The 20,246-nt window shown below is 66.6% G+C and carries 4 protein-coding genes; 1 reads left to right on the top strand and 3 read right to left on the bottom strand.

Annotated features, from left to right (window positions below):
• Window positions 1–130 precede the first annotated feature (130 nt).
• Complete coding sequence (locus tag AC4D6D_RS01365; protein WP_491326207.1) at window positions 131–892, bottom strand: lysozyme inhibitor LprI family protein; 762 nt, start codon at window positions 890–892, stop codon at window positions 131–133.
• A gap of 729 nt (window positions 893–1,621) precedes the next feature.
• On the opposite strand from AC4D6D_RS01365, the gene AC4D6D_RS01360 reads away from it, so the two are divergent.
• Entirely contained in the window at window positions 1,622–15,229 is a 13,608-nt protein-coding gene (locus AC4D6D_RS01360; RefSeq protein ID WP_491326206.1) for an autotransporter-associated beta strand repeat-containing protein, read from the top strand.
• A gap of 144 nt (window positions 15,230–15,373) precedes the next feature.
• On the opposite strand, the gene AC4D6D_RS01355 is transcribed toward AC4D6D_RS01360, so the two are convergent.
• Both AC4D6D_RS01355 and AC4D6D_RS01350 read right to left on the bottom strand, forming a co-directional pair.
• Entirely contained in the window at window positions 15,374–16,699 is a 1,326-nt protein-coding gene (locus AC4D6D_RS01355; protein WP_491326205.1) for a glycosyltransferase family 4 protein, read from the bottom strand.
• A 220-nt stretch (window positions 16,700–16,919) separates the two neighbouring features.
• Complete coding sequence (locus AC4D6D_RS01350) at window positions 16,920–19,889, bottom strand: beta strand repeat-containing protein (RefSeq protein WP_491326204.1); 2,970 nt, start codon at window positions 19,887–19,889, stop codon at window positions 16,920–16,922.
• Window positions 19,890–20,246: the final 357 nt, after the last annotated feature.

Genomic DNA, 20,246 nt, shown 5'->3' with positions numbered 1-20,246 from the left:
CGCCTGAACCGGACGGGGAACAGGCGCGCCGATAGAGTGCCCGAGGGCTGCGATACCATGTCCGCCCCTGAGAGGAGGACGCACTCGTCCGCCTTGAGGCGATCATCGCCCGCAGCCGGGCCTCGTCATGTCATTTCCCGACCGGGAAAAAGCCGCCCGCAAGACCGCCGTTCATTCCGCAATACTCGACGGCACCGGGTTCGGTAACGATGAGGCTGGTTCCCCGATGCTCGATGTCGAACCTTGCGTCGGTCGGATCGGTGACATGGGCCTGCCAGCGACCCGTTCCGGTAGAGGCTATCGTGCCGGTTGCCTGACATACCCAGTAACCACCGGTCGGCTCGGCTGCATTGGCTTCGAACGTCAGGGCGCCGGATGCGCTGCGGGATATGGCGATCTCGCCGGAGAGGTTGCGCCATTTTCCGACCAGTCCCGCTGTCGCTTGCGGTCGAATCGCGTTCAGGAAGGCGAGGCGGCTGCGCAGGGCCAGCCCCAGATCGTCGAATTTCCGATCCAGATAGGCGCCGTCTCGCGAACTGATGAACCACTTCTGATCCGCTCGCAGCTTGTCGGCCGAGGGCTTGTCCATCTGCTTGAGCAGCACGGCGTAGCGGGCGGCGATCTGACGGTCGAGCGAGGCAAGGGCCGGGCTTGCGCAGATGGTCTTTTCCGCCTGCGAGGAGGCGCGCCGGCAATCGAAGGACGGGCCGCTTCCCGGTGCGGCCAGGACAGCCTGCGGGAGTGCGGCCGACAGTGCCGCCAGTGCCACGGTCGCTGCAGGCGCGAACCACGAAGGGAAGGATGTCACGGCGATATTCTCCATCTTGGCGGTCGATACCGAATGGCAGGGAAGGGCGATGGTCGCGGCAAGGCGGATCGGCCGATCGAGCATTGAAAAAGCCGGGCGAACCAAAACGTCATCTCCCTTTTACGCGGATCATGATCGGTGTTCAATTCTTTCATGTCAAGGCGAGGCGATAAAAATATTCATCGCTCAATTATCAGCCGGGGGTGGTTTTCGGGAGGTTCATCACGCTGCAGGGGCCGCCGACGCGGCGCTTCTGCCTCGGCCTGACAATCGGCCATAACCGCGCAGATAAGGTGTCAGGCTCTGTTGAATCAATTTTTGGTTGGAGCTTCGACTGCTTCGTTCGGTACTTTTCTCGGTTCTTCCTCGCCTCCATTGGTAAAAGTCGAGGTAATCATCTCGTGACTTTGATAACAATTGTAAAATTGCGTTTTATACCGACTTGATTTCGCCAAAGACGCGGATATTGGAACGAAATTGTAATGTAGCGTCACTCTTGCACAGACGTGTCATTGCAGGGATGCGCGGTGCAATCGAATGTCAGGCTCGTCCGGTCAGGACGGGAGGACACCGACGGCAAAGGCGATCCGACAGCGCGGGAACCGGCGGTGCAGACTGTCCGGGGGCGGCGGGGTTGAAGGAAGGAAATCGAATGCCGCCGGAAGAAAAGAGCGCAAGTAACGGGCAGACAAATGCGTGTCTGCCTCGCCATGCGGCGTAACTGACACCTTCCTTTTCAAGAAATTCAACCTGTTTTTCCGCGGGCCGCGCCGGTCCGGCGGCGATTTGTCACGTCTGGAGCAGAAAGTCATCATGGCATCGAGCAACGAATATGGCGCGCGCAAGGCCGCTCGCGGGCATTGGGCGAAGCGGTTCCTTGGCGGTTCCTCGCTCACGGCGGTGGCGTTCCTGGCCCTGTCTTCGCCTGCCCGTGCCGACGATCTCTATTGGGACGCGAACGCATCGGCGGTGGGCAGCGGCGGCAGCGGCAACTGGAATGTCACCGGTGCGCTCTGGAGTCAGTCGAACAGCGACGTGCTCGGGCCGTTCGTGGCATGGAACAACAATCTCGCCAATCCGGACAATGCGATCTTCGGCGTCTCCGCAGCCGGTGTCTCCAGCACCTCCGGCACCGTTGCGCTGACGCAGCCGATCACCGCGCATAACCTCACGTTCCAGTCGGTCGGGGGGTGGGTGCTGAGCGGCAACACGCTGACCCTGGCCGGTGCAAATCCAACGATCACGACCACGACCGGCGCCACGATCAACTCGGTGCTCGCGGGTACGGCGGGGCTCGTCAAGACGGGCGGCGCGGCTCTGACACTGGGCGGCGCCAATACGTTCAGCGGCGGCATCACGATCAACGCTGGTACGCTGACCGCCGCCAGCGATGCGGCGCTGGGCGCGGCGTCCAATACCATCACCACGGCGGCCGGAGCGACCGTCGGCTTCGGCCTCGCCTCGGGCACGACGAACCGTTCGATCGCGATCGGTACCGGCGGCACGCTCAACCTCAGCGGCGCGGGGGCAGGGGCGGCGCTGATTTCCGGAACCGGCAATGTGAACGTGGCCACCGGCCTCACGATGAGCAACGATGCGAACACCTATGACGGGGTGACGCGTTTCAGCGCGTGCAACGGCGTTTGCAGCACTGCGTTCACCTCGATCGGTAATCTCGGCGAAGCCAGCTCGCTCGGTGCGCCGACGACAGTGGCGAACGGCACGATCATCTGGAACCAGAGCAGCCAGTACACCGACAATCTCAACTACGTGGGTGACGGCGACCAATCGAACCGCGACTGGATATTCAACGCCAACACCACGGGCACGTTCGTCAACGGTGGTTCGGGCACGCTTGCGTTGACGGGCACCTTCGTCATCAACGGTGCCGCGCGCTTCGTTGCGGAACAGGCCGATTTCAACCTGAGCGGCGTGCTCAGCGGCGATGCGGTGCTCTTCTCCGCCGCAGCAGGGCGCCTGATCACGGTGAGCGGGCTCAATACCTTCACGGGCCTCGCCACGCTTCAGACCGGCCGGATCGATGTCGCCTCGCTGGCCGACGGCGGCGTCGCCAGCGCACTGGGCGCGGGAACGCAGATCAACCTGAGCGCGGGCACGCTCAACTATACCGGCACGGGCGGTAGCAGCGATCGCACCGTGCTGACCGACGGCGCGACGAACATCTGGAACAGCGGCACCGGCGCGCTCTCGCTCAGCGGCCCGGCGTCTTTCCTGGCCGGTGGCATCGCCTCCGACGTTCTGACCTTCGGCGGCAGCTACGCCGGGACGAACACCTTCTCCGGCGTGATCTCGGGCACCGGCGCGCTCGGCAGCACCGGCAGCAGCCTGTGGCGCCTCACCGGCGCGAACACGCGGACAGGGGCCATCGCGGTCGACGGCGGCACGCTTCAGGCGGGCAGCAGTTCCGCTTTCGGCACGGTGACGAGTATTGCCGTCAATGGCGGCACGCTCGATCTGGGCGGCTACGACCTGAGCGCGACGCAGCTGTCCGGCACCGGCGGCAGCGTGGCCTTGACCGGCGCGTCGACGCTCACGATCAGCGGCCTCGCCACTGCCGGCAATTCGACGTACGGCGGCAGCATCACCGGCAGCGGCAGCCTGTTGAAGCGCGGCACGAGTACGCTGACGCTGACCGGGCAGAACATTTATACCGGCGGCACGACGATCCAGGGCGGCACGATTGCACTGGACTTCTCGGCGGTCTCGTCCCCCACCGACGATATCCTTTCGCCCGCCTCGACGCTGACGATGGCGGGCGGCACGCTCACCGTCACCGGCGCCGCCGGGGAGACCAACGGCCAGTCCTTCGCCGGGCTGAACGTCACGGCGGGAACGAACAAGATCATCGTGACGTCGGGCGTCGGGGGTACGATGAACCTCGATCTCGGCACCCTGAACAGCACGGGCGGTCTGATGGACTTCACGCTGCCCACCTCGGGCAGCCTTACGGCCGCCAATCCGGACGGCACGCTGGGCTGGGCGACGGTCAACGGCAAGGACTATGCCCAGGTTTCGGGCGGCGTGATCGGCGCCTTCGCCGCCTACGTGAACAAGGACGACGCCGTCACCTGGCTGAGCGGCGAAGTCGTCAGCGATGCGGGCGGAGCGGCCGACACGGCCTATTCCGGCACGGTGAGCGGCAGCCGGCAGCTTGGCGGCCTGCAATATACCGCCGCGCAGAACTCCGTCGTCACGATCGGTGCCGGGCAGACGCTGGGCGTCGACGGCACCATCATCGTCGCGAGTTCGACCGGCGCTACCGGCAAGCAGATCACCGGCGGTTCGCTGACCGGCGCGGTCGGCGGCGGCACGCTCGGTTTTCTGCACAACGGCGGCGGCAACTTCCTGGTCTCTTCGCAAGTCGTCGACAACGGCGGCGCGGTGGGCGTTACCAAGGCCGGTACGGGCCGGGTCACGCTGAACAACACCGCCAACAGCTATACCGGCGCCACCACGCTGAGCGGCGGCACGCTGACCGTTGCCAGCATCGGCAATGGCGGTGCGGCCAGCGCCATCGGTGCTTCCTCTGCCGACGCCGCGAACCTCGTGCTGGAAAGCGGCACGCTGAGCTACATCGGCGGCACGGCGACGACGGATCGCGGCTTCACGCTGGTCAACGGCGGTGCTTCGCGGATATTCGAAGTTACGGGCACGGCGAACCTCACCTTCACCGGCCTCGTGACCAGCCCGGACGATGCGGGCCTCACCAAGACCGGCGGCGGCACGCTGACGCTGGCCAATGCCGCGAACGACTACATCGGCGTGACTCGCGTCGAGAACGGTCTGCTCGGCGCCTCGACGCTGGCCGATGGCGGCCAGGTCAGCAGCATCGGCAAGTCCGGCAGCGATTCTGCCAATCTCGTGCTGCTGAACGGCGGCACGCTGCAATATACCGGCGGCACCGTGGCGATCGATCGCGGCTTCACGATCGAGAGCGGCGCCGGGCGCATCGACGTGAGCAATGTGGCGACCGACCTTACCATCGGCGGCACCATCGTCGGCGCGGGCAGGCTGGAAAAGTACGGCGACGGCACGCTCGTGCTGACCGGCACCAACAGTTATGCGGGCATCACCGTGGTCAATGCGGGCACGCTGCGCGCCGGAGCAGCCCTTGCCTCGGGCAGCACGACAGGCGTGTTCGGCGCCGTCAGCTCGGTGATGACGGTGAACGCGGGCGGCACGCTCGACCTTGCCGACAACAATAACCAGATCGGCGCACTCAACGGCGGCGGCAACGTGACGCTGGGGGCGCTCGCGGGCACCGTGCTGACCATCGGCGGCGGCAACAGCGGGGATCCGGGCTTCTTCGGCGCGATCAGCGGTGCGGGCAGCGTGACCCATGCCAACGGCACGCAGATCATGACCGGCTGCGGCAACAGCTATACCGGCGGTACCACGCTGACCGGCGCGCTCGGCGGCTCCTTGCTCTCCACCGACTGCATCCGCAATGGCGGCGAAAGCAGCGGGATCGGCGCTTCGAGCAGCGATGCCGCCAATCTGGTGATCCAGAACGGCGCCGTCCTCAACTACACCGCCGTGGCGACCGATCAGGTCACGGATCGCGGCTTCACCCTCGCCAGCGGCCAAGGCGTGATCCAGGTGGCCGATGCCGCGACGACGCTGACTTTCACCGGCGCCGCCGTCGGTGCGGGTGCCCTCGTCAAACGGGGCGAGGGCACGCTGATCCTGAGCGGTGACAACAGCTATGCGGGGCAAACCGCCGTAGAAGCCGGTCGGCTCGTGGCGGGCGTGGCGGGCAGCTTCGATCAGGCTACCGGCATCCTGGTGGTTGGCAACGTGGCGAGCGCGGTGTTCGATCTCAACGGGTTCGATGCCGCCTTCCTCCAGCTTCAGGGCGGCGGCACGACTGGCGGCACCATCGATCTGGGCGATGCCAACGCCACGTTGACGGTTTCGAACACCGGCAACAATACCTTTGCAGGGTCGATCGTCGGTTCCGGCAATCTGGTCAAGAACGGCAGCGCCGTCCAGATCCTGAGCGGCTGCGACAGCAGCTACAGCGGCACCACGACGATCCGCCAGGGCGTGCTTCAGGTGACGTGCCTCGCGAACGGCGGCGCGAACAGCTCGATCGGCGCATCGGGCAGCGGCGCGGGCAATCTGGTGCTGAGCGGCGGCACGCTGCGCTATCTCGGCGCGGGCGACAGTACCGACCGGCTCTTCACTCTGGGCGCGACCAGCGCGCTCGATGCCTCGGGCACCGGGGCGCTCGTCTTCACGAATACCGGCTCCATTGCCTTCGTGACGCCCAACACCGTCCAATCGGTGACACTGACCGGCACCAGCACCGCCGACAACCGTCTGGCGGGGCGGATCACCGACAACGGCACCGGCAGGACCGGGCTGTCGAAGACCGGCGTCGGCACCTGGATCCTGACCAACCAGGCGAACACCTATACCGGCGTCACCTCCATCACCGGTGGCGTGCTGGGCGTGGACAAGCTGGCCAACGCGGGCCTCGCCAGCAGCATCGGCCAATCGTCGAGCGCGGCGGCCAACCTCGTGATCGGTACCGGCGCCACGCTGCGCTATACCGGCAGCGGCGATACGACCGACCGCCAGTTCACCCTTGGCGTCGGCACTACCGCCATCGAGTCGGTCGGCACCGGCGCGGTAGTGTTCGACAATACCGGCGCGGTGGCCTATACCGGCACCGGCGCGCGGGTCGTCTCGCTGGGCGGGACCAACGCCGGCAACAACATCATGGGCGCCACGATTGGCAACCAGGGCGCCAATGTCACCTCGCTGGCCAAGAACGGCAGCGGCACCTGGATCCTGACCGGCAACAACACCTTCACCGGCAGCACGGTGATCAACGACGGCAACCTCGTGATCGGCAACGGCGGCACCAGCGGCAACGCGGGCACCGGCAATGTCAACGTCACACAGGCCAGCTCGACCCTGTCGTTCAACCGCAGCGACGCCTTCAACTTCACCGGCACGATCAGCGGCCCCGGCGCGATCGCGCAGATCGGTAGCGGCACCACGGTGCTGACCGCCGTCAACAGCATCGGCGCGGCGCGGGTCGATCACGGCACCTTGCAGGTCAGCGGCACGCTGCAGACCGCTACCCTGGCGATGAACGGCGACGGCGCGCTGACCGTGAACGGTACGGTGGAAGGCGCGGCAGCGGGCACGACCTCGGCCCTGACCGGCGATGGCGGCGCGAGCACGATCACCGTGAACGTCGGCGGCGTCCTGCGCGCGAACGGCGATCTGGGCGACGGCGCCGATGCCGTGGTCTTGGCAGGCCTGATCGACACCGGCAGCGGCGCGCTGAACCTCGGTGCGGGCAACGACCGGCTGACCCTGAACGACGGCGGGGTGATCCTCGGCACGATCGACGGTGGAACCGGCACGGATTCGCTGATTGTCGACAATGCGGTGGCCCGCACGCTGGACGGCGGCCAGATCGCCGGGTTCGAGACGCTCGCCAAGCAGAACACCGGCACCCTGACCCTGACCGGCGACCATGCCTACAGTGCCGGGACCACGATCTCGGCGGGCGTGCTCAGCGTCGGCAACGGCGGCACGAGCGGGACGCTGGCAGGCGATGTCGTCAACAACGGCCAGTTGCAGTTCAACCGTTCCGATACGACCGCCTTCGCTGGAGACATCAGCGGCACCGGATCGCTCGTCAAGCAGGGCGGCGGTGTGCTGACCCTGACCGGCAATGCCACCCATACCGGCGGCACGTCGATCCTCGCAGGCGCGCTCAGCATCGGCGACGGCGGCACCAGCGGTTCGATCGGCGGCGATATCGTCAACAACGGCGCGCTCAATTTCAACCGCTCCGACGGCTACACTTACGGCGGCGCGATCACCGGCACCGGGTCGGTCACGACGCGCAGTGGGGTCATCAGCCTGACCGGCATCAGCAGCTGGAGCGGCGGCACCAGCATCGTCGACCAGAGCGAACTGCGCATCGCCAGCGGCAACACCGTCCGTTCCGGCGCATCGACCACCATCAATCGCGGCACGCTGACCGTCGCAGGCGCGGGTTCGACGTTCGCGACCAGCGCGATCAATGCCGTGTCGGCCAGCGGCAGCGCCATTATCGACGTCGACAACGGCGGCACGCTGACCGGAACCAACCTGGCGCTGCGTGCCACCGGATCGCCGGCCAACGCGCAGCTCACCATTTCCGGCGCCGGTTCGCTGGTCGATCTGAGCGGTTCGCTGATGATCGCCAGCCAGGCCGCCAACAACACCGCCAGCGTGACGATCAGCGACGGCGGCACGTTGCAATCGGGCATGTTGAACGCGATCGGCGCTCTCGCAGGCAATACCGTCGCGCCCGTCGTCACCGTCACCGGTGCCGGTTCCAGCTGGAGCGGCGGTGTATTGGTGCAGCGCACCGGACAATTCTCGATCCTCGATGGCGGCGCCGCCAGCTTCGATTCCGTGCAGATCGGCACCGTCGATGCCAGCGCCCTGGTATCCGGGGCGGGTTCCACGCTGTCGACCACGCAGGGACTGGTCGTCGGGTCGATGTCGAACGTCTCCGGCAGCGGTGTCCTGACCATCGCCGATGGCGGGCGCGTCACGGCCGCTGGCGGCATCGTCATCGCCGACGACAATGCCGGAACCAACGGCACCGTAAACATCGGCGGAGCCGAGGGTAGCGCGGCCGCGGCTGCCGGTTTCGTCGAGGGAGCGATTGCCTTCGGTCCCGGATCGGGCCGTCTGAACTTCAACCACACCGACCCGGACTATGGTTTCGCCAGCGCCATTTCGGGCAGTGGCGCGATCAACCAGCTGGCCGGTCTCACGCGCCTGACCGGCGACAGCAGTGCCTTCAGCGGCTTGACCACCGTGTCCGGCGGCACGCTGCTGGTAGACGGTACGCTGGGCGATGCCGCGAGCCTGACCACGGTGTCGGCAGGCACGCTGGGCGGCAGCGGAACGATCGGCGGCAATGTCGCCATCGCCAACGGCGCGGTTCTGGCGCCGGGCAGCAGTGGCGTCGGCGCGCTGACCATCGGCGGCAATCTCGACCTTGCCGCGAATGCAGTGATGAACTTCGAGTTCGGCCGGGCGAACGCGCCGGGCGATGCGCTCAACGACGTCGTCAACGTCGGCGGCGACCTGAAGCTGGACGGCACGCTCAACGTGGCGGTCTCGCCCGGCGGCAGCTTCGACATCGGCCTCTACCGCGTGTTAAACTATGCGGGCACGCTGACGGACGGCGGCCTGGCGATCGGCACTTTGCCCGCGGGCGTCGATGCCGCGGACCTCTCGGTGCAGACTGCGATTGCGGGACAAGTCAACCTGATCAACGCCAATGGCGCGACGCTGAACTTCTGGGACGGCGCGGCCGGGCCGAAGTTCGATGCGGCGGTGAACGGCGGCAGCGGCGTCTGGCAGAACGGCAGCGGCAATGACAACTGGACCGACCCGACCGGCGCGGTGAACGCGGCCTTCAGCGACGATGCGGTGGCGATCTTCTCCGCTGCTCCCGGCACGGTCACGGTAGACGGCAGCCTCGGCGCAGTGCGCGCGGGCGGCATGCAGTTCGCCAGCGACGGCTATGTCATCACCGGCGATGCGTTTGCTTTGGTCAATGCCCAGTCGGTCATCCGCGTCGGCGACGGCACGGCGGCAGGCGCAGGCTATGGCGCGACGATCGAAGCCGCGCTCACCGGCAGCGGCGTGCAACTGGTCAAGACCGACCTCGGCACGCTGACGCTCGGCGGGATCAACGGCTACACCGGCGGGACGCTGGTGAACGGCGGCACCTTGCGCGTTTCCGCCGACGCCAACCTCGGCGATGCGGCAGGCGGCCTGACCCTGAACGGCGGTGCGCTCGGCATCGGCGCCAGCTTCGCCTCTGGACGCGCGGTGACGCTGGCAGCGGCGGGCAGCATTCTCACCGACGCAGGCGCCACCCTGACGCTGAACGGCGTCGTCGCGGGTTCCGGCGCGCTCACCAAGGACGGCGCGGGCACGCTCGTGCTGGCCAGTGCCAATGCCTATACGGGCGGCACCACGATCGCGCAGGGCACGCTGCGCCTGGGGGACGGCGGCACGACGGGCAGTCTTCTTGGCGATGTCCTGAACCATGGCATCCTCGCATTCGACCGCTCGGACGCGAGCGAGTTTGGCGGTACGGTTTCCGGCACCGGCAGGCTCGACCAGCTCGGCTCCGGCACGACGAGCCTCACGGCGGACAATACCTACACCGGCGGCACGCTGATCGATGCGGGCACGCTCCAGCTCGGTAATGGCGGGACCACCGGCAGCATTCTGGGCGATGTCGTGACGAACGCGACGCTCGCGTTCAACCGCGCCGATGAAGTGCTGTTCGCGGGCCTCATTTCCGGCACGGGCGTCATCCGTCAGGTCGGTTCAGGCACGACGATCCTGACCGGCACCAACAGCTACAAGGGTACGACGGAAGTCGCCGCCGGGACCCTGCTGGTGAACGGCGACCAGACCGCCGCCACCGGCCTGACCATCGTCGCCAGTGGCGCGACGCTCGGCGGCGTCGGCACGATCGGTGGCGATGTGACGCTGGTGGACGGCGCGATCCTGACCCCCGGCGATGCGACCGGACCGGGCACGCTCACCATCAACGGCAACCTCGGCCTCTCTTCCGGCACCCGGCTTGTCTACGACTTCGGCCAGTCCGATGTGGTCGGCGGCCCGCTCAACGATCTCACGGAGGTCGGCGGCGATCTGGTGCTGGACGGCACGATCGACGTTGCGGTCTCGACCGGCGGCAGCTTCGATGTCGGCCTCTACCGCGTCATCAGCTACGGTGGCACGCTGACCGACAACGGCCTCGACCTCGGCGCCCTGCCCGCAGGCACGCTCGCACAAGTGCAGACTTCGGTGGCGGGTCAGGTCAACCTGATCAATGCCACCGGCACCACGCTGAACTTCTGGGACGGCGCCGCCGGACCCAAGGCAAACGGCGTCGTCGATGGCGGCGACGGGGTCTGGCAGAACGGTGCGGGCAACAACAACTGGAGCGAGATCACCGGCGCGATCAACGCCGCCTTCAGCGACGGCGCCTTCGCGATCTTCTCGGCAGCGCCCGGCACGGTCACGGTGGACGACAGCCTCGGCGCGGTGACGGCGCTCGGCATGCAGTTCGCCAACGACGGCTACACGATCGGTGGCGACACGATCGCTCTGGTCGGCCCGCAGTCGGTGATCCGTGTGGGCGACGGCACGGCGGCAGGCCTCGGCTATACCGCCACGATCGACAGCGCGCTGACCGGCGCTACCCAGCTGGTGAAGACCGATCTCGGCACGCTCGTGCTGAACGGTGCGAACACTTATACCGGCGGCACGCTGGTCAAGGTCGGCACGCTCCGGATTGCGAGCGATGCGAATCTCGGCGCTGCGACCGGCGGGATCAGCTTCGACGGCGGCACGCTGCACAGCACGGCGAGCATCGCTTCGGCCCGCGATGTCGAGATGATCGGCCAAGGCACCATCCTGACCGATGCCGGTACGACGCTGGCGCTGAACGGCTCGGTCACGGGATCGGGCGATCTCGTCAAGGACGGCGCGGGCAACCTCGCGCTCAACGACACCTCGAACTACACCGGCCAGACGATCGTCCGCGCAGGCAGCCTCTTCGTCAACGGCGACCAGTCGGCGGCCACCGGCCTCGTCGATGTGGCTGCGGGCGCGACGCTGGGCGGCCACGGCATCATCGGCGGCGACGTCGTGGTGGCCGACGGCGGCACCCTGGCGCCGGGCAACAGCCCCGGCACGCTGACGATCAACGGCAATCTCGCGCTCGGCAGCGGCTCCACACTCGCCTTCGAGTTCGGCGAGGCCAATGTCGCGGGCGGCGCGCTCAACGACCTCGTCAATGTCGGCGGCGACCTCGTGCTGGACGGGACGCTCGATGTCTCGATCTCGGCGGGCGGCAGCTTCGGCGGCGGCGTCTATCGGGTATTCAACTATGGCGGCACCCTGACCGACAACGGGCTGGCGCTCGGCACGATGCCCCTCGGCAGCGAGGTCTCGGTGCAGACCGCGATCGCCGGGCAGGTCAATCTGGTGAACACCGCCGGGCTGGACCTCAGCTTCTGGGACGGTCAGGCCGGTCCCAAGAACAACGGCGCCATCGACGGCGGCAACGGCATCTGGCGGGTCGCGGGCGGCAGCAACAACTGGACCGAATCCGCAGGCCAGGTGAACGCCGACTACGCGCAGAACAGCTTCGCGATCTTCGCCGGTGCCCCCGGCGTGGTCAGCGTCGACAACAGCGGCGGTGCGGTCCAGAGCGCGGGGATGCAGTTCGCGGTGGACGGCTACACGCTCGCCGGGAACGCACTGACGTTGACCGGTGCGCAGGCGATCCTCCGCGTCGGCGACGGCACGGCAGCCGGTGCGGGCTATACCGCAACCATCGCCAATACGCTCTCCGGCACGGCCACGCTGGTCAAGACCGATGGCGGCACGCTCGTGCTGAACGGCGCCAACAGCTATACCGGCGGCACGGCGATCGAAGGCGGCACCCTGCGTATCGCCAGCGACGCCAACCTCGGCGATGCGGCGGGCGGGCTGAGCTTCAGTGGCGGCACCCTCAACACCACGCTCGACCTGACTTCGGCGCGAACCGTCGATCTGGTCGGCACCGGCACGCTGCTCACCGACGCGGGCACGACGCTGACGCTGACCGGCACTACGTCGGGGGGCGGCAGACTCGTCAAGAGCGGCACCGGCACGCTGGTTCTCGGCGGCACCGGCAGCCACGGCAGCGGCATGACGGTACAGGCCGGAGCGCTGCTGGTGAACGGCAACTATGCTGCGGCGAGGGGCCTCACCACGGTCGCGTCGGGCGCCAGCCTTGGCGGCAGTGGCACGATCGGCGGCGATGTGACGCTGGCCGACGGCGCGACTCTCACGCCGGGTGCGGGTGCGGGTGCACCGGGCACGCTGACGATCGGCGGCAACCTCTCGCTCTCGTCCGGCACGCGGCTCGCCTACGAATTCGGTCAGGCCAATGTCGCGGGCGGCGGGCTCAACGATCTCGTCAATGTCGGCGGCGATCTCACGCTCGACGGCACGCTAGACGTGACGGTCCCTGCGGGCGGCGCCTTCGATGTCGGCGTCTACCGGGTGTTCAACTATGCCGGTGCCCTGACCAACAACGGCCTGACGCTCGGCGCCATGCCGCTCGGCAGCGAGGTGACGGTGCAGACCTCGATCACCGGACAGGTCAATCTGGTCAACACCGCCGGGCTGACGCTCAATTTCTGGGACGGCGCGGCCGGGCCTAAAAACAACGGTGCGGTCAACGGCGGCAACGGTGTCTGGCAGAACGGCGGCGGCAACGACAACTGGACCGATACTGCGGGCGGCGTCAACGCGGCCTATCAAGACGGTGGGTTCGCGGTCTTCGCGGGCAATCCGGGCACGGTCACCGTGGACGACAGCCTGGGTCAGGTCACCGCCAGCGGCATGCAGTTCGCCGCCACCGGCTACACGATCACCGGCGATGCTCTCGAACTCACCGGCCCGACCGCGACCATCCGCGTCGGCGACGGCAGCACGGGCGGGGCCGCCTTCACCGCAACGATCGACGCGGTACTGACCGGCGACACGCAATTGGTGAAGAGCGACGCCGGTACGCTCGTTCTGAACGGTGCCAATACCTATACCGGCAGCACGCTGATCAACGGCGGCACCGTGCAGGTCTCCGCCGATGCCAACCTCGGCGCCGCCTCGGGCGCGGTGACGCTGGACGGCGGCACGCTTGCGACCGGTGCCGATCTGACCAGCCAGCGCGAGGTAATCCTCTCCGGTGGCGGCACGATCGCAACGGCGGCGGATAGCGTCTTCACGTTCGCGGGCCTGTTCTCGGGCACCGGAGCGCTCACCAAGGCGGGCGCGGGCACCTTGCTCGTCTCCGGCGATAGCAGCGGCTATGCCGGCCTCACCACCGTCTCGGCCGGTACGCTGGCGCTTGACGGCGTGCTCGGGGGCACCGTCGATGTGCAGTCGGGCGGACGTCTCGAAGGACGGGGGCACGCCGCAGCGCTCATCAACCGCGCAGGCGGCGTGGTGGCGCCGGGCTCTTCGATCGGCACGTTCACGGTCGATGGCGATTATCAGGGCGCCGGCGGCGTGCTGGAAATCGAGGTCGAACTCGGCGGCGATGCCTCGCGCAGCGACCTCCTCGTGGTGAACGGTGCGACCTCGGGCACGACCCAGGTCAACGTCCTCAATCGCGGCGGCCTCGGCGCGCAGACGGTCGAGGGCATCAGGATCGTCGATGTCGCGGGCACGTCTGCCGGCACCTTCACGCTCAAGGGCGACTATGTGTTCGAGGGCGAGCAGGCGGTGATCGCCGGGGCCTATGGCTACCGGCTCTATCAGGGCGGGACTTCGACCCCGGCCGACGGCGACTGGTATCTCCGCTCCGCGCTGCTCGACAGCGCCGGAAACCCGCAAGGACCGCTCTATCAGCCCGGCGTGCCGATCTACGAGAGCTACGGCCAGACGCTTCAGGCGCTGAACGGCGTCGCGACGATGCAGGAGCGCGTCGGCAATCGCCAGTGGGCACAGTCCCCGACCGGGGTTCCGACCGGCATCTGGGGCCGGATGGAAAGCACCCGCCAGCGCCCGAGCGGCCGCTTCTCGACAACCGGTGCGGACACGGACATCGACAGCTGGAAAGCGCAGATCGGCTTCGATCACACGTTGAGCGAAGGCAAGGATTCGGTCTTCGTCGCGGGCCTCACTGCCCATTACGGCGAGGCCGACGCCGCCGTCCGCTCGCGGTTCGGCAGCGGTACGATCGACACTAGAGGCTACGGCCTCGGCGCGAGCCTGACCTGGTTCGCGGCGGACGGCTTCTATGCCGACGGCCAGGCCCAGTTCAGCTGGTTTGACAGCAAGCTGAAGTCGGTGTCGCTCGGCACTCTCGCGGACGACAATCACGGCACGGGCCAAGCCTTCAGCCTCGAAGTCGGGAAAAGCTCGGTGATCGGCAAGGGCCTGACGCTCACGCCGCAGATCCAGATGGCCTATCAGAACGTGTCGTTCGACAGCTTCACCGATCCCTCGGGTGCTCGAGTCTCGTCGGATCGGGGAGACAGCCTGAAGTCGCGCTGGGGAATCTCGATCGACCATCGCTCGAACTGGGAGAGCGGCAGCACGGCGCGCAGCAGCCACGTCTATGCGCTGGTCAACCTGTCCTACGAATGGCTGGACGGCACCCGCGTCGACGTCTCCGGAACCGGCATCGCCAAGGCGGGCGACCGGCTCTGGGGCGAAGTGGCACTGGGCGGTACGCTGGGTCTGACCGACAGGCTGTCGCTTTACGCCCAGGCCTCGGGCGGCGCGTCGCTGCGGCAGTTCGGGGACAGCTACAGCCTCAAGGGCACGGCAGGTGTCAGGCTGGCGTTCTGACGGAGCGGGGGGAGCCGCGCCGATGTTCCGGGATCCGTAAGATGAGCTTTTCCTGAAAAATGGCGAAAATGATCGATGTCAGAATTGAATTCTACGTCGATCATTTTTACGCCGCACGGCTGGCATCTTAAAGTCGAAGAGCGATCAATGCGCATCCGTGACGAGGAAGTGCATTGATTCGCGGCAGATTTCACCGTGCTTCCCACGGGCATCCGTTTTGCGGCGTACTGCGGGGGCGGTACGGCTACTCAGCGCTTCCACCATCACCTTCTCCCACGCATCGACGACGCGGGAGGTGGAAAATGAATCGGCAATGCTTCTTGCATTGCTGCCGAGGCGGCGGCGCAGTTCGGGATCGTGCATCAGCTCGCGCATTTTTCCGGTCAGGGCATCGACATCTTCCGGAGGCACGAGCAATCCATTGACGCTCTGCTGAATCAGTTCTCCCGGCCCCCAGTTGCAGTTGAAGGAAATCGATGGAATTCCGGCGGCAAGTGCCTCGGCCAGGGCATTTCCCCAGCCTTCGTATCGCGAACTCATCACGAAAATGTCGGAGTTTTCGACCCAACCTCCCGGACTTTCGCTGACACCGGCGAAACGCACGCGTGCGTGCAGGCCGAGCCGAGACGCCATGTCTTCCAGCTTGGAGCGTTCCGGACCGGTGCCCCAGATGACCAGATTCCACTCCGGAAACTCCCCGGCCAGCGTTGCGAAGGCTTGCAGGAGCAAGTCGAAACCCTTCTGGTGCACAAGTCTGCCCACGGCGGTAATCCATTTGGTCTTCGTCGCAGGCGTGTCGCCGCGTTCGAAGCACAGCACCGGATTGGGAATGACCCATTGGCGTCGGCGCATGGCAGGCGGAAAACAATCCATCGCGCCCTGCGTCATTGTCACAAGTCCGAATGCACGCGGATAGAGGCGCGCTCGCAGCCAGGACCACAACGGGCCGACCGACTGCTTCTGGGGATTGTTGCGTTCCGAAACGATGATCGGTGTCCGCCTTCCCAGTCCCGCGATGAGCGCAAGGATGTTGGTACGCGTCAGGAAGCTGACCACGACGTCGGGCGCGGCTTTGTCGAGTGCCTTTCGAAGCCGGACGGCGCGCCGGATCGCGGAGATGCTTCTGGCCGGAACCGACTGGCGCGCCGGCGGAAGGTCGAGTCGTATCACCTCCACCCCGGCGGGGTATCGATAGTAGGATGCGCTGTCGGCTTCGTCGAAGCTGATCACGGACATCTCCCAGCCGCGCTCGTCGAGAAGATCCGCAATGATATTGACGATGCGCTCCGCTCCACCGGCGCCCAAGCCCGGTAGCACCAATGCGGCACGCTTCCGTTCGGAATGGACGGACCGTGCTGCGGGTTCGGCCACGACACTTTCAATTTCCTGCTGGAAGCGGTGAGTTGTCATCGCCGTTCGGTCCTCCCCCTTGCCGACATCGTCGTGTCCCAGCGCGGCGAGCCGATCCATCGTCGTTCGGTATATCGCCTTCCCCGGTTCTTGCGCGTACTTACACCTGAGGTGAGCGATTAATGCTTGCGGCCAAGAGGGTTACTCCGCTTTATCCAAGTGCTCCCTATCGAAAGGTGGCGCCTGTGCTGCGGCAAGGCGAAGCCACGGCCCTGCCACCCGGCGGTCGGCAGGCGCCTTGCGGGGAAAAGGAAGGGAATGCAGGGCATTCCCTTTTCGATCAGTTGCCTGAGCAAGTTGCTCCGCCCTGCATCTGGCAGGAAACCAGCGCAGTCCCTGCGTCCGATCCGCCTCCCTTTGCGGTGCTGAGCGTGACCAGATTGGTCGCCGGGCGCAAGTTGGGCGTAAAGATGTAGGGCAGGAGGTTGCCTGCCGTGCTGCCCGGGGATCGCGGCGTGACCGCGAGTTCTGCTCCGTCATAGGCGATGGTGTAGTTTCCGCCTGCCGAGAGCGTGCCCTGGCCAATGGCATAGCTGCCGACGTCGCTGTTTTCGTTCGCTTCGGTGGCGAGCGCTCCGCTCAGCGTATCGCCGCCGACGAGGCCGTCGCCGCCGAGCCTATAGGTCAGGGTCGGGTTGGCATTGCCGTAAAGCCGCGAGAGTGAATCGGCCGCGACGGTGAGGCTGCGCGGGGTGACGGTGAGATCGGCACCGGTGAAGGTCAGCGAATAGTTGCCGCCAGCCGAGAGGGTGCCCTGTCCGATGGCGTAGCTGCCGACATTGCTGGTTGCGGTCGCACCGGTGGTGAGCGTGCCGCTCAGGGCATCGCTACCCACGAGGCCGTCGCCGCCGAGCGTGTAGGTAAGCGCCGGGTTGGCCTTGCCATAAAGACGCGAGAGCGCGTCCGCCGTAACCATGAGGCTACGTGGTGTGACGGTGAGGTCGGCGCCGGTGAAGGTCACGGCATAGTTGGAGCCTGCCGCCAGAGTGCCCTGGCCGATGGCGTAACTGCCGACGTTGCTGGCGGCGGTCGCACCGGTGGCGAGCGCGCCGCTCAGCGTATCGCCGCCGACGAGGCCGTTGCCACCGAGCGTATAGGTCAGGGCCGGGTTGGCCTTGCCATAGAGACGCGAGAGCGCGTCTGCCGTCACGGTGAGGCTACGCGGTGTGACGGTGAGGTCGGCTCCGGTGAAGGTCACGGCATAGTTGGAGCCTGCCGAGAGCGTGCCCTGGGTGATGGTATAGGCGCCGACACTGCTGGTGGCGTTCGCGCTCGTGGCAAGCGTGCCGCTCAGCGTATCGCCATTGACGAGACTGCCGCTGACGATCGCATAAGTGAGGGCCGGATTGACATCGCCGTAGGTGCGCGAGCCCCCGCTGGCGATAATGGCGAGGTCGCGCGGGGTGACGGTCAGCGTGCCGGTGGCCGAGTTGTCCACGACGTAGCCGTTGGTGCCGGTGATCCCGGAAAGAGTGATCGCATACGTGCCGACATTGGCGGTAGCGGCCAATCCGCTGCTGTTGAAGACGGCGGTGCCGGTCCAGCTATCGATTCCATCGCCCAGATAGGCACCGCCAACGGCTTGGCGCAGGCCGCTTACCGAGAAAATGCCGCCGTATGGATTACCGCTATCGCCATAGACCTTGCTCGTGCTTTCGGGCGTCAGCACCAGGGTTCCTGCGTTTTCGGTGAAGACATAGCGATTGCCGCCTGCCGAAATGGCCGAGCCGCGGGCGGTTGCCCAGATCGCGGTGTTCTGGCTGTCGAGGTTGCCATAGGTGTTGCCCAGCGCATCGGGCAGATAGACCAGCCAGCGGTTGCTGGCGTTCAGGGCCGAGGCTCCGGCAAGATTTACGAAGTTGCCGCCTGCGTTCAGCGTGATGTTGCGGCCCGTCAGGCTGGTGCCGGCCTGAAGTTCGAGGTCCCCGCCCGTGTTCACCGTGAGATCGTTCGTGCCGGAGAGGCTGGCGAAGCTGACGTCGAAGGCGAAACTCCCCGTCGCGTTGATCGTCGTGGACATGTCCGGATCGAGCGAGGAGAGGGGGCCCATGGTGGACTGCACCCCTGTCGCCAGATCGGAGATCAGGGGCCGGCTGGTGGTCAGGTTCATCAGGCCGGAGCGGACGGACAGGCCGCCGAGATTGCCCTGGCCGTCGAGCGCGAGACCGTCCCGGTAGTCGACCCCGCTCACGAGGGAGGCGCCGCCGAGCGTCAGGGTCTGGCCGATGCTGCCGCCGTCGACGAGCGTGCCGACGGGCAGGATGGTGTAGTAGTAGCCGTTGGCCGCGGTCGCCAGCGTGCCGCCCGCCAGCAGTGAGTCGCCGCTGTAGAGGTTGACGATGGCATTGGCGGCGCCCGCGCCGCTATTCGTATAGGCGGTGCCGGAAATCACCTGCACGCCGTTCGGGAAGAAGCTGGCGAGATAGGGGTAGAGGCCGTTCGCGCCGCCCGCGAAGGCGGAGCCGAGGCCCGATGCCGCGCCCGACTGGAGCTGCGCGGTCGTAAGGCCGGTGCCGCCGCCGGAACTGGTCGAACGTCCGGTGGTGCCGATATCCCAGTAGCTCGACTGGACGGTGCCGCCGTTGCTGCCGACTAGGCCGCCGCCGATTCCGGACGTGCCGTTGATCGCCCCCGTCGCGTAAGTGCTTATGATGGAGCCGTTGTTGGTGCCGACGATGCCGCCTACCGCGCTGTTGCCGGTCAGGGCGGCGGTGGAATAGGCGTTGCTGACAAGGCCGTTCTGCGCCCAGCCCACCACGCCGCCGATATTGCCGTTGCCCTTCACGGAGCCCGCCGCGTAGACGTTGGTGACGAGACCGGCCCCGTTGTATCCCACCAGGCCACCGGCATTGTTGGCCGAGCTGGTGATCGAGCCGCTCACCGAGGCATTGGTGATCACACCGGCATTGTAACCGGCAAGCCCGCCCGCATAGCCGCCGCCGGAAATCGATACGCCGGTCAGCGCGATGTCGCGGATCGTTCCCGTGTTCGTCAGATTTCCGATTAGCGCGGTGTAATCGGCCTTGCGCGCAATGCGGAGGTTCGAAATGGTATGGCCGAGGCCTTCGAGGGTACCGCCAAACGTTGGAATGAGCGCCGTGGTATACGTGCTGGAAGCCGTGCGAAGCTGGGCGGGGTGATCTGCGACGCGGTCTGGGCATAGGACGACGACGGGATTTCCAGCGCGATCATCAGGATCGTCCCGCCGGCCGCGAGGCGCTTCAACATCGATATTCAGTCCTGTCATCATGTAGGTAATCACCCCGATGCCGGAAGGGCGCCGGGCGAGACGGGGAGGTGTCTCTCGTGCACGACCACAGGCATTCGTATCGACGTGCCGAATGGGGTGTTAACTTTTATATAGATGGGAAAACTCTGATATTGCGTAACAAGCCGCTTTTTTGGAACGCCATCTCAAGAGCGAATTCGGCGGGCACGGAAAGCGTGCGGATAGACGCACAAGTCCATCCGGCTGCGCACCCGTGCGCGCACTTTTTATAGCTCCGGCCAAGTAGGGGGTGCCGGGCGAGCGCCGCGGGCGACATCGGAGGGCCCGGTCAGTCCCTTGGATTGAAGGCGCGCCCGAAGGGAAGCCTTCCACCCGCAA

The sequence above is a fragment of the Novosphingobium sp. BF6 genome (genome assembly GCF_058273105.1).
Note: the sequence above shows the minus strand (reverse complement) of the source record. Positions and strands in the feature narration are given on the sequence as shown.

Coding starts and splice junctions, on each gene's coding strand:
- AC4D6D_RS01365 (WP_491326207.1), bottom strand. CDS start 892: ATGCTCGATCGGCCGATCCGCCTTGCCGCGACCATCGCCCTTCCCTGC.
- AC4D6D_RS01360 (WP_491326206.1), top strand. CDS start 1,622: ATGGCATCGAGCAACGAATATGGCGCGCGCAAGGCCGCTCGCGGGCAT.
- AC4D6D_RS01355 (WP_491326205.1), bottom strand. CDS start 16,699: ATGGATCGGCTCGCCGCGCTGGGACACGACGATGTCGGCAAGGGGGAG.
- AC4D6D_RS01350 (WP_491326204.1), bottom strand. CDS start 19,889: ATGATGACAGGACTGAATATCGATGTTGAAGCGCCTCGCGGCCGGCGG.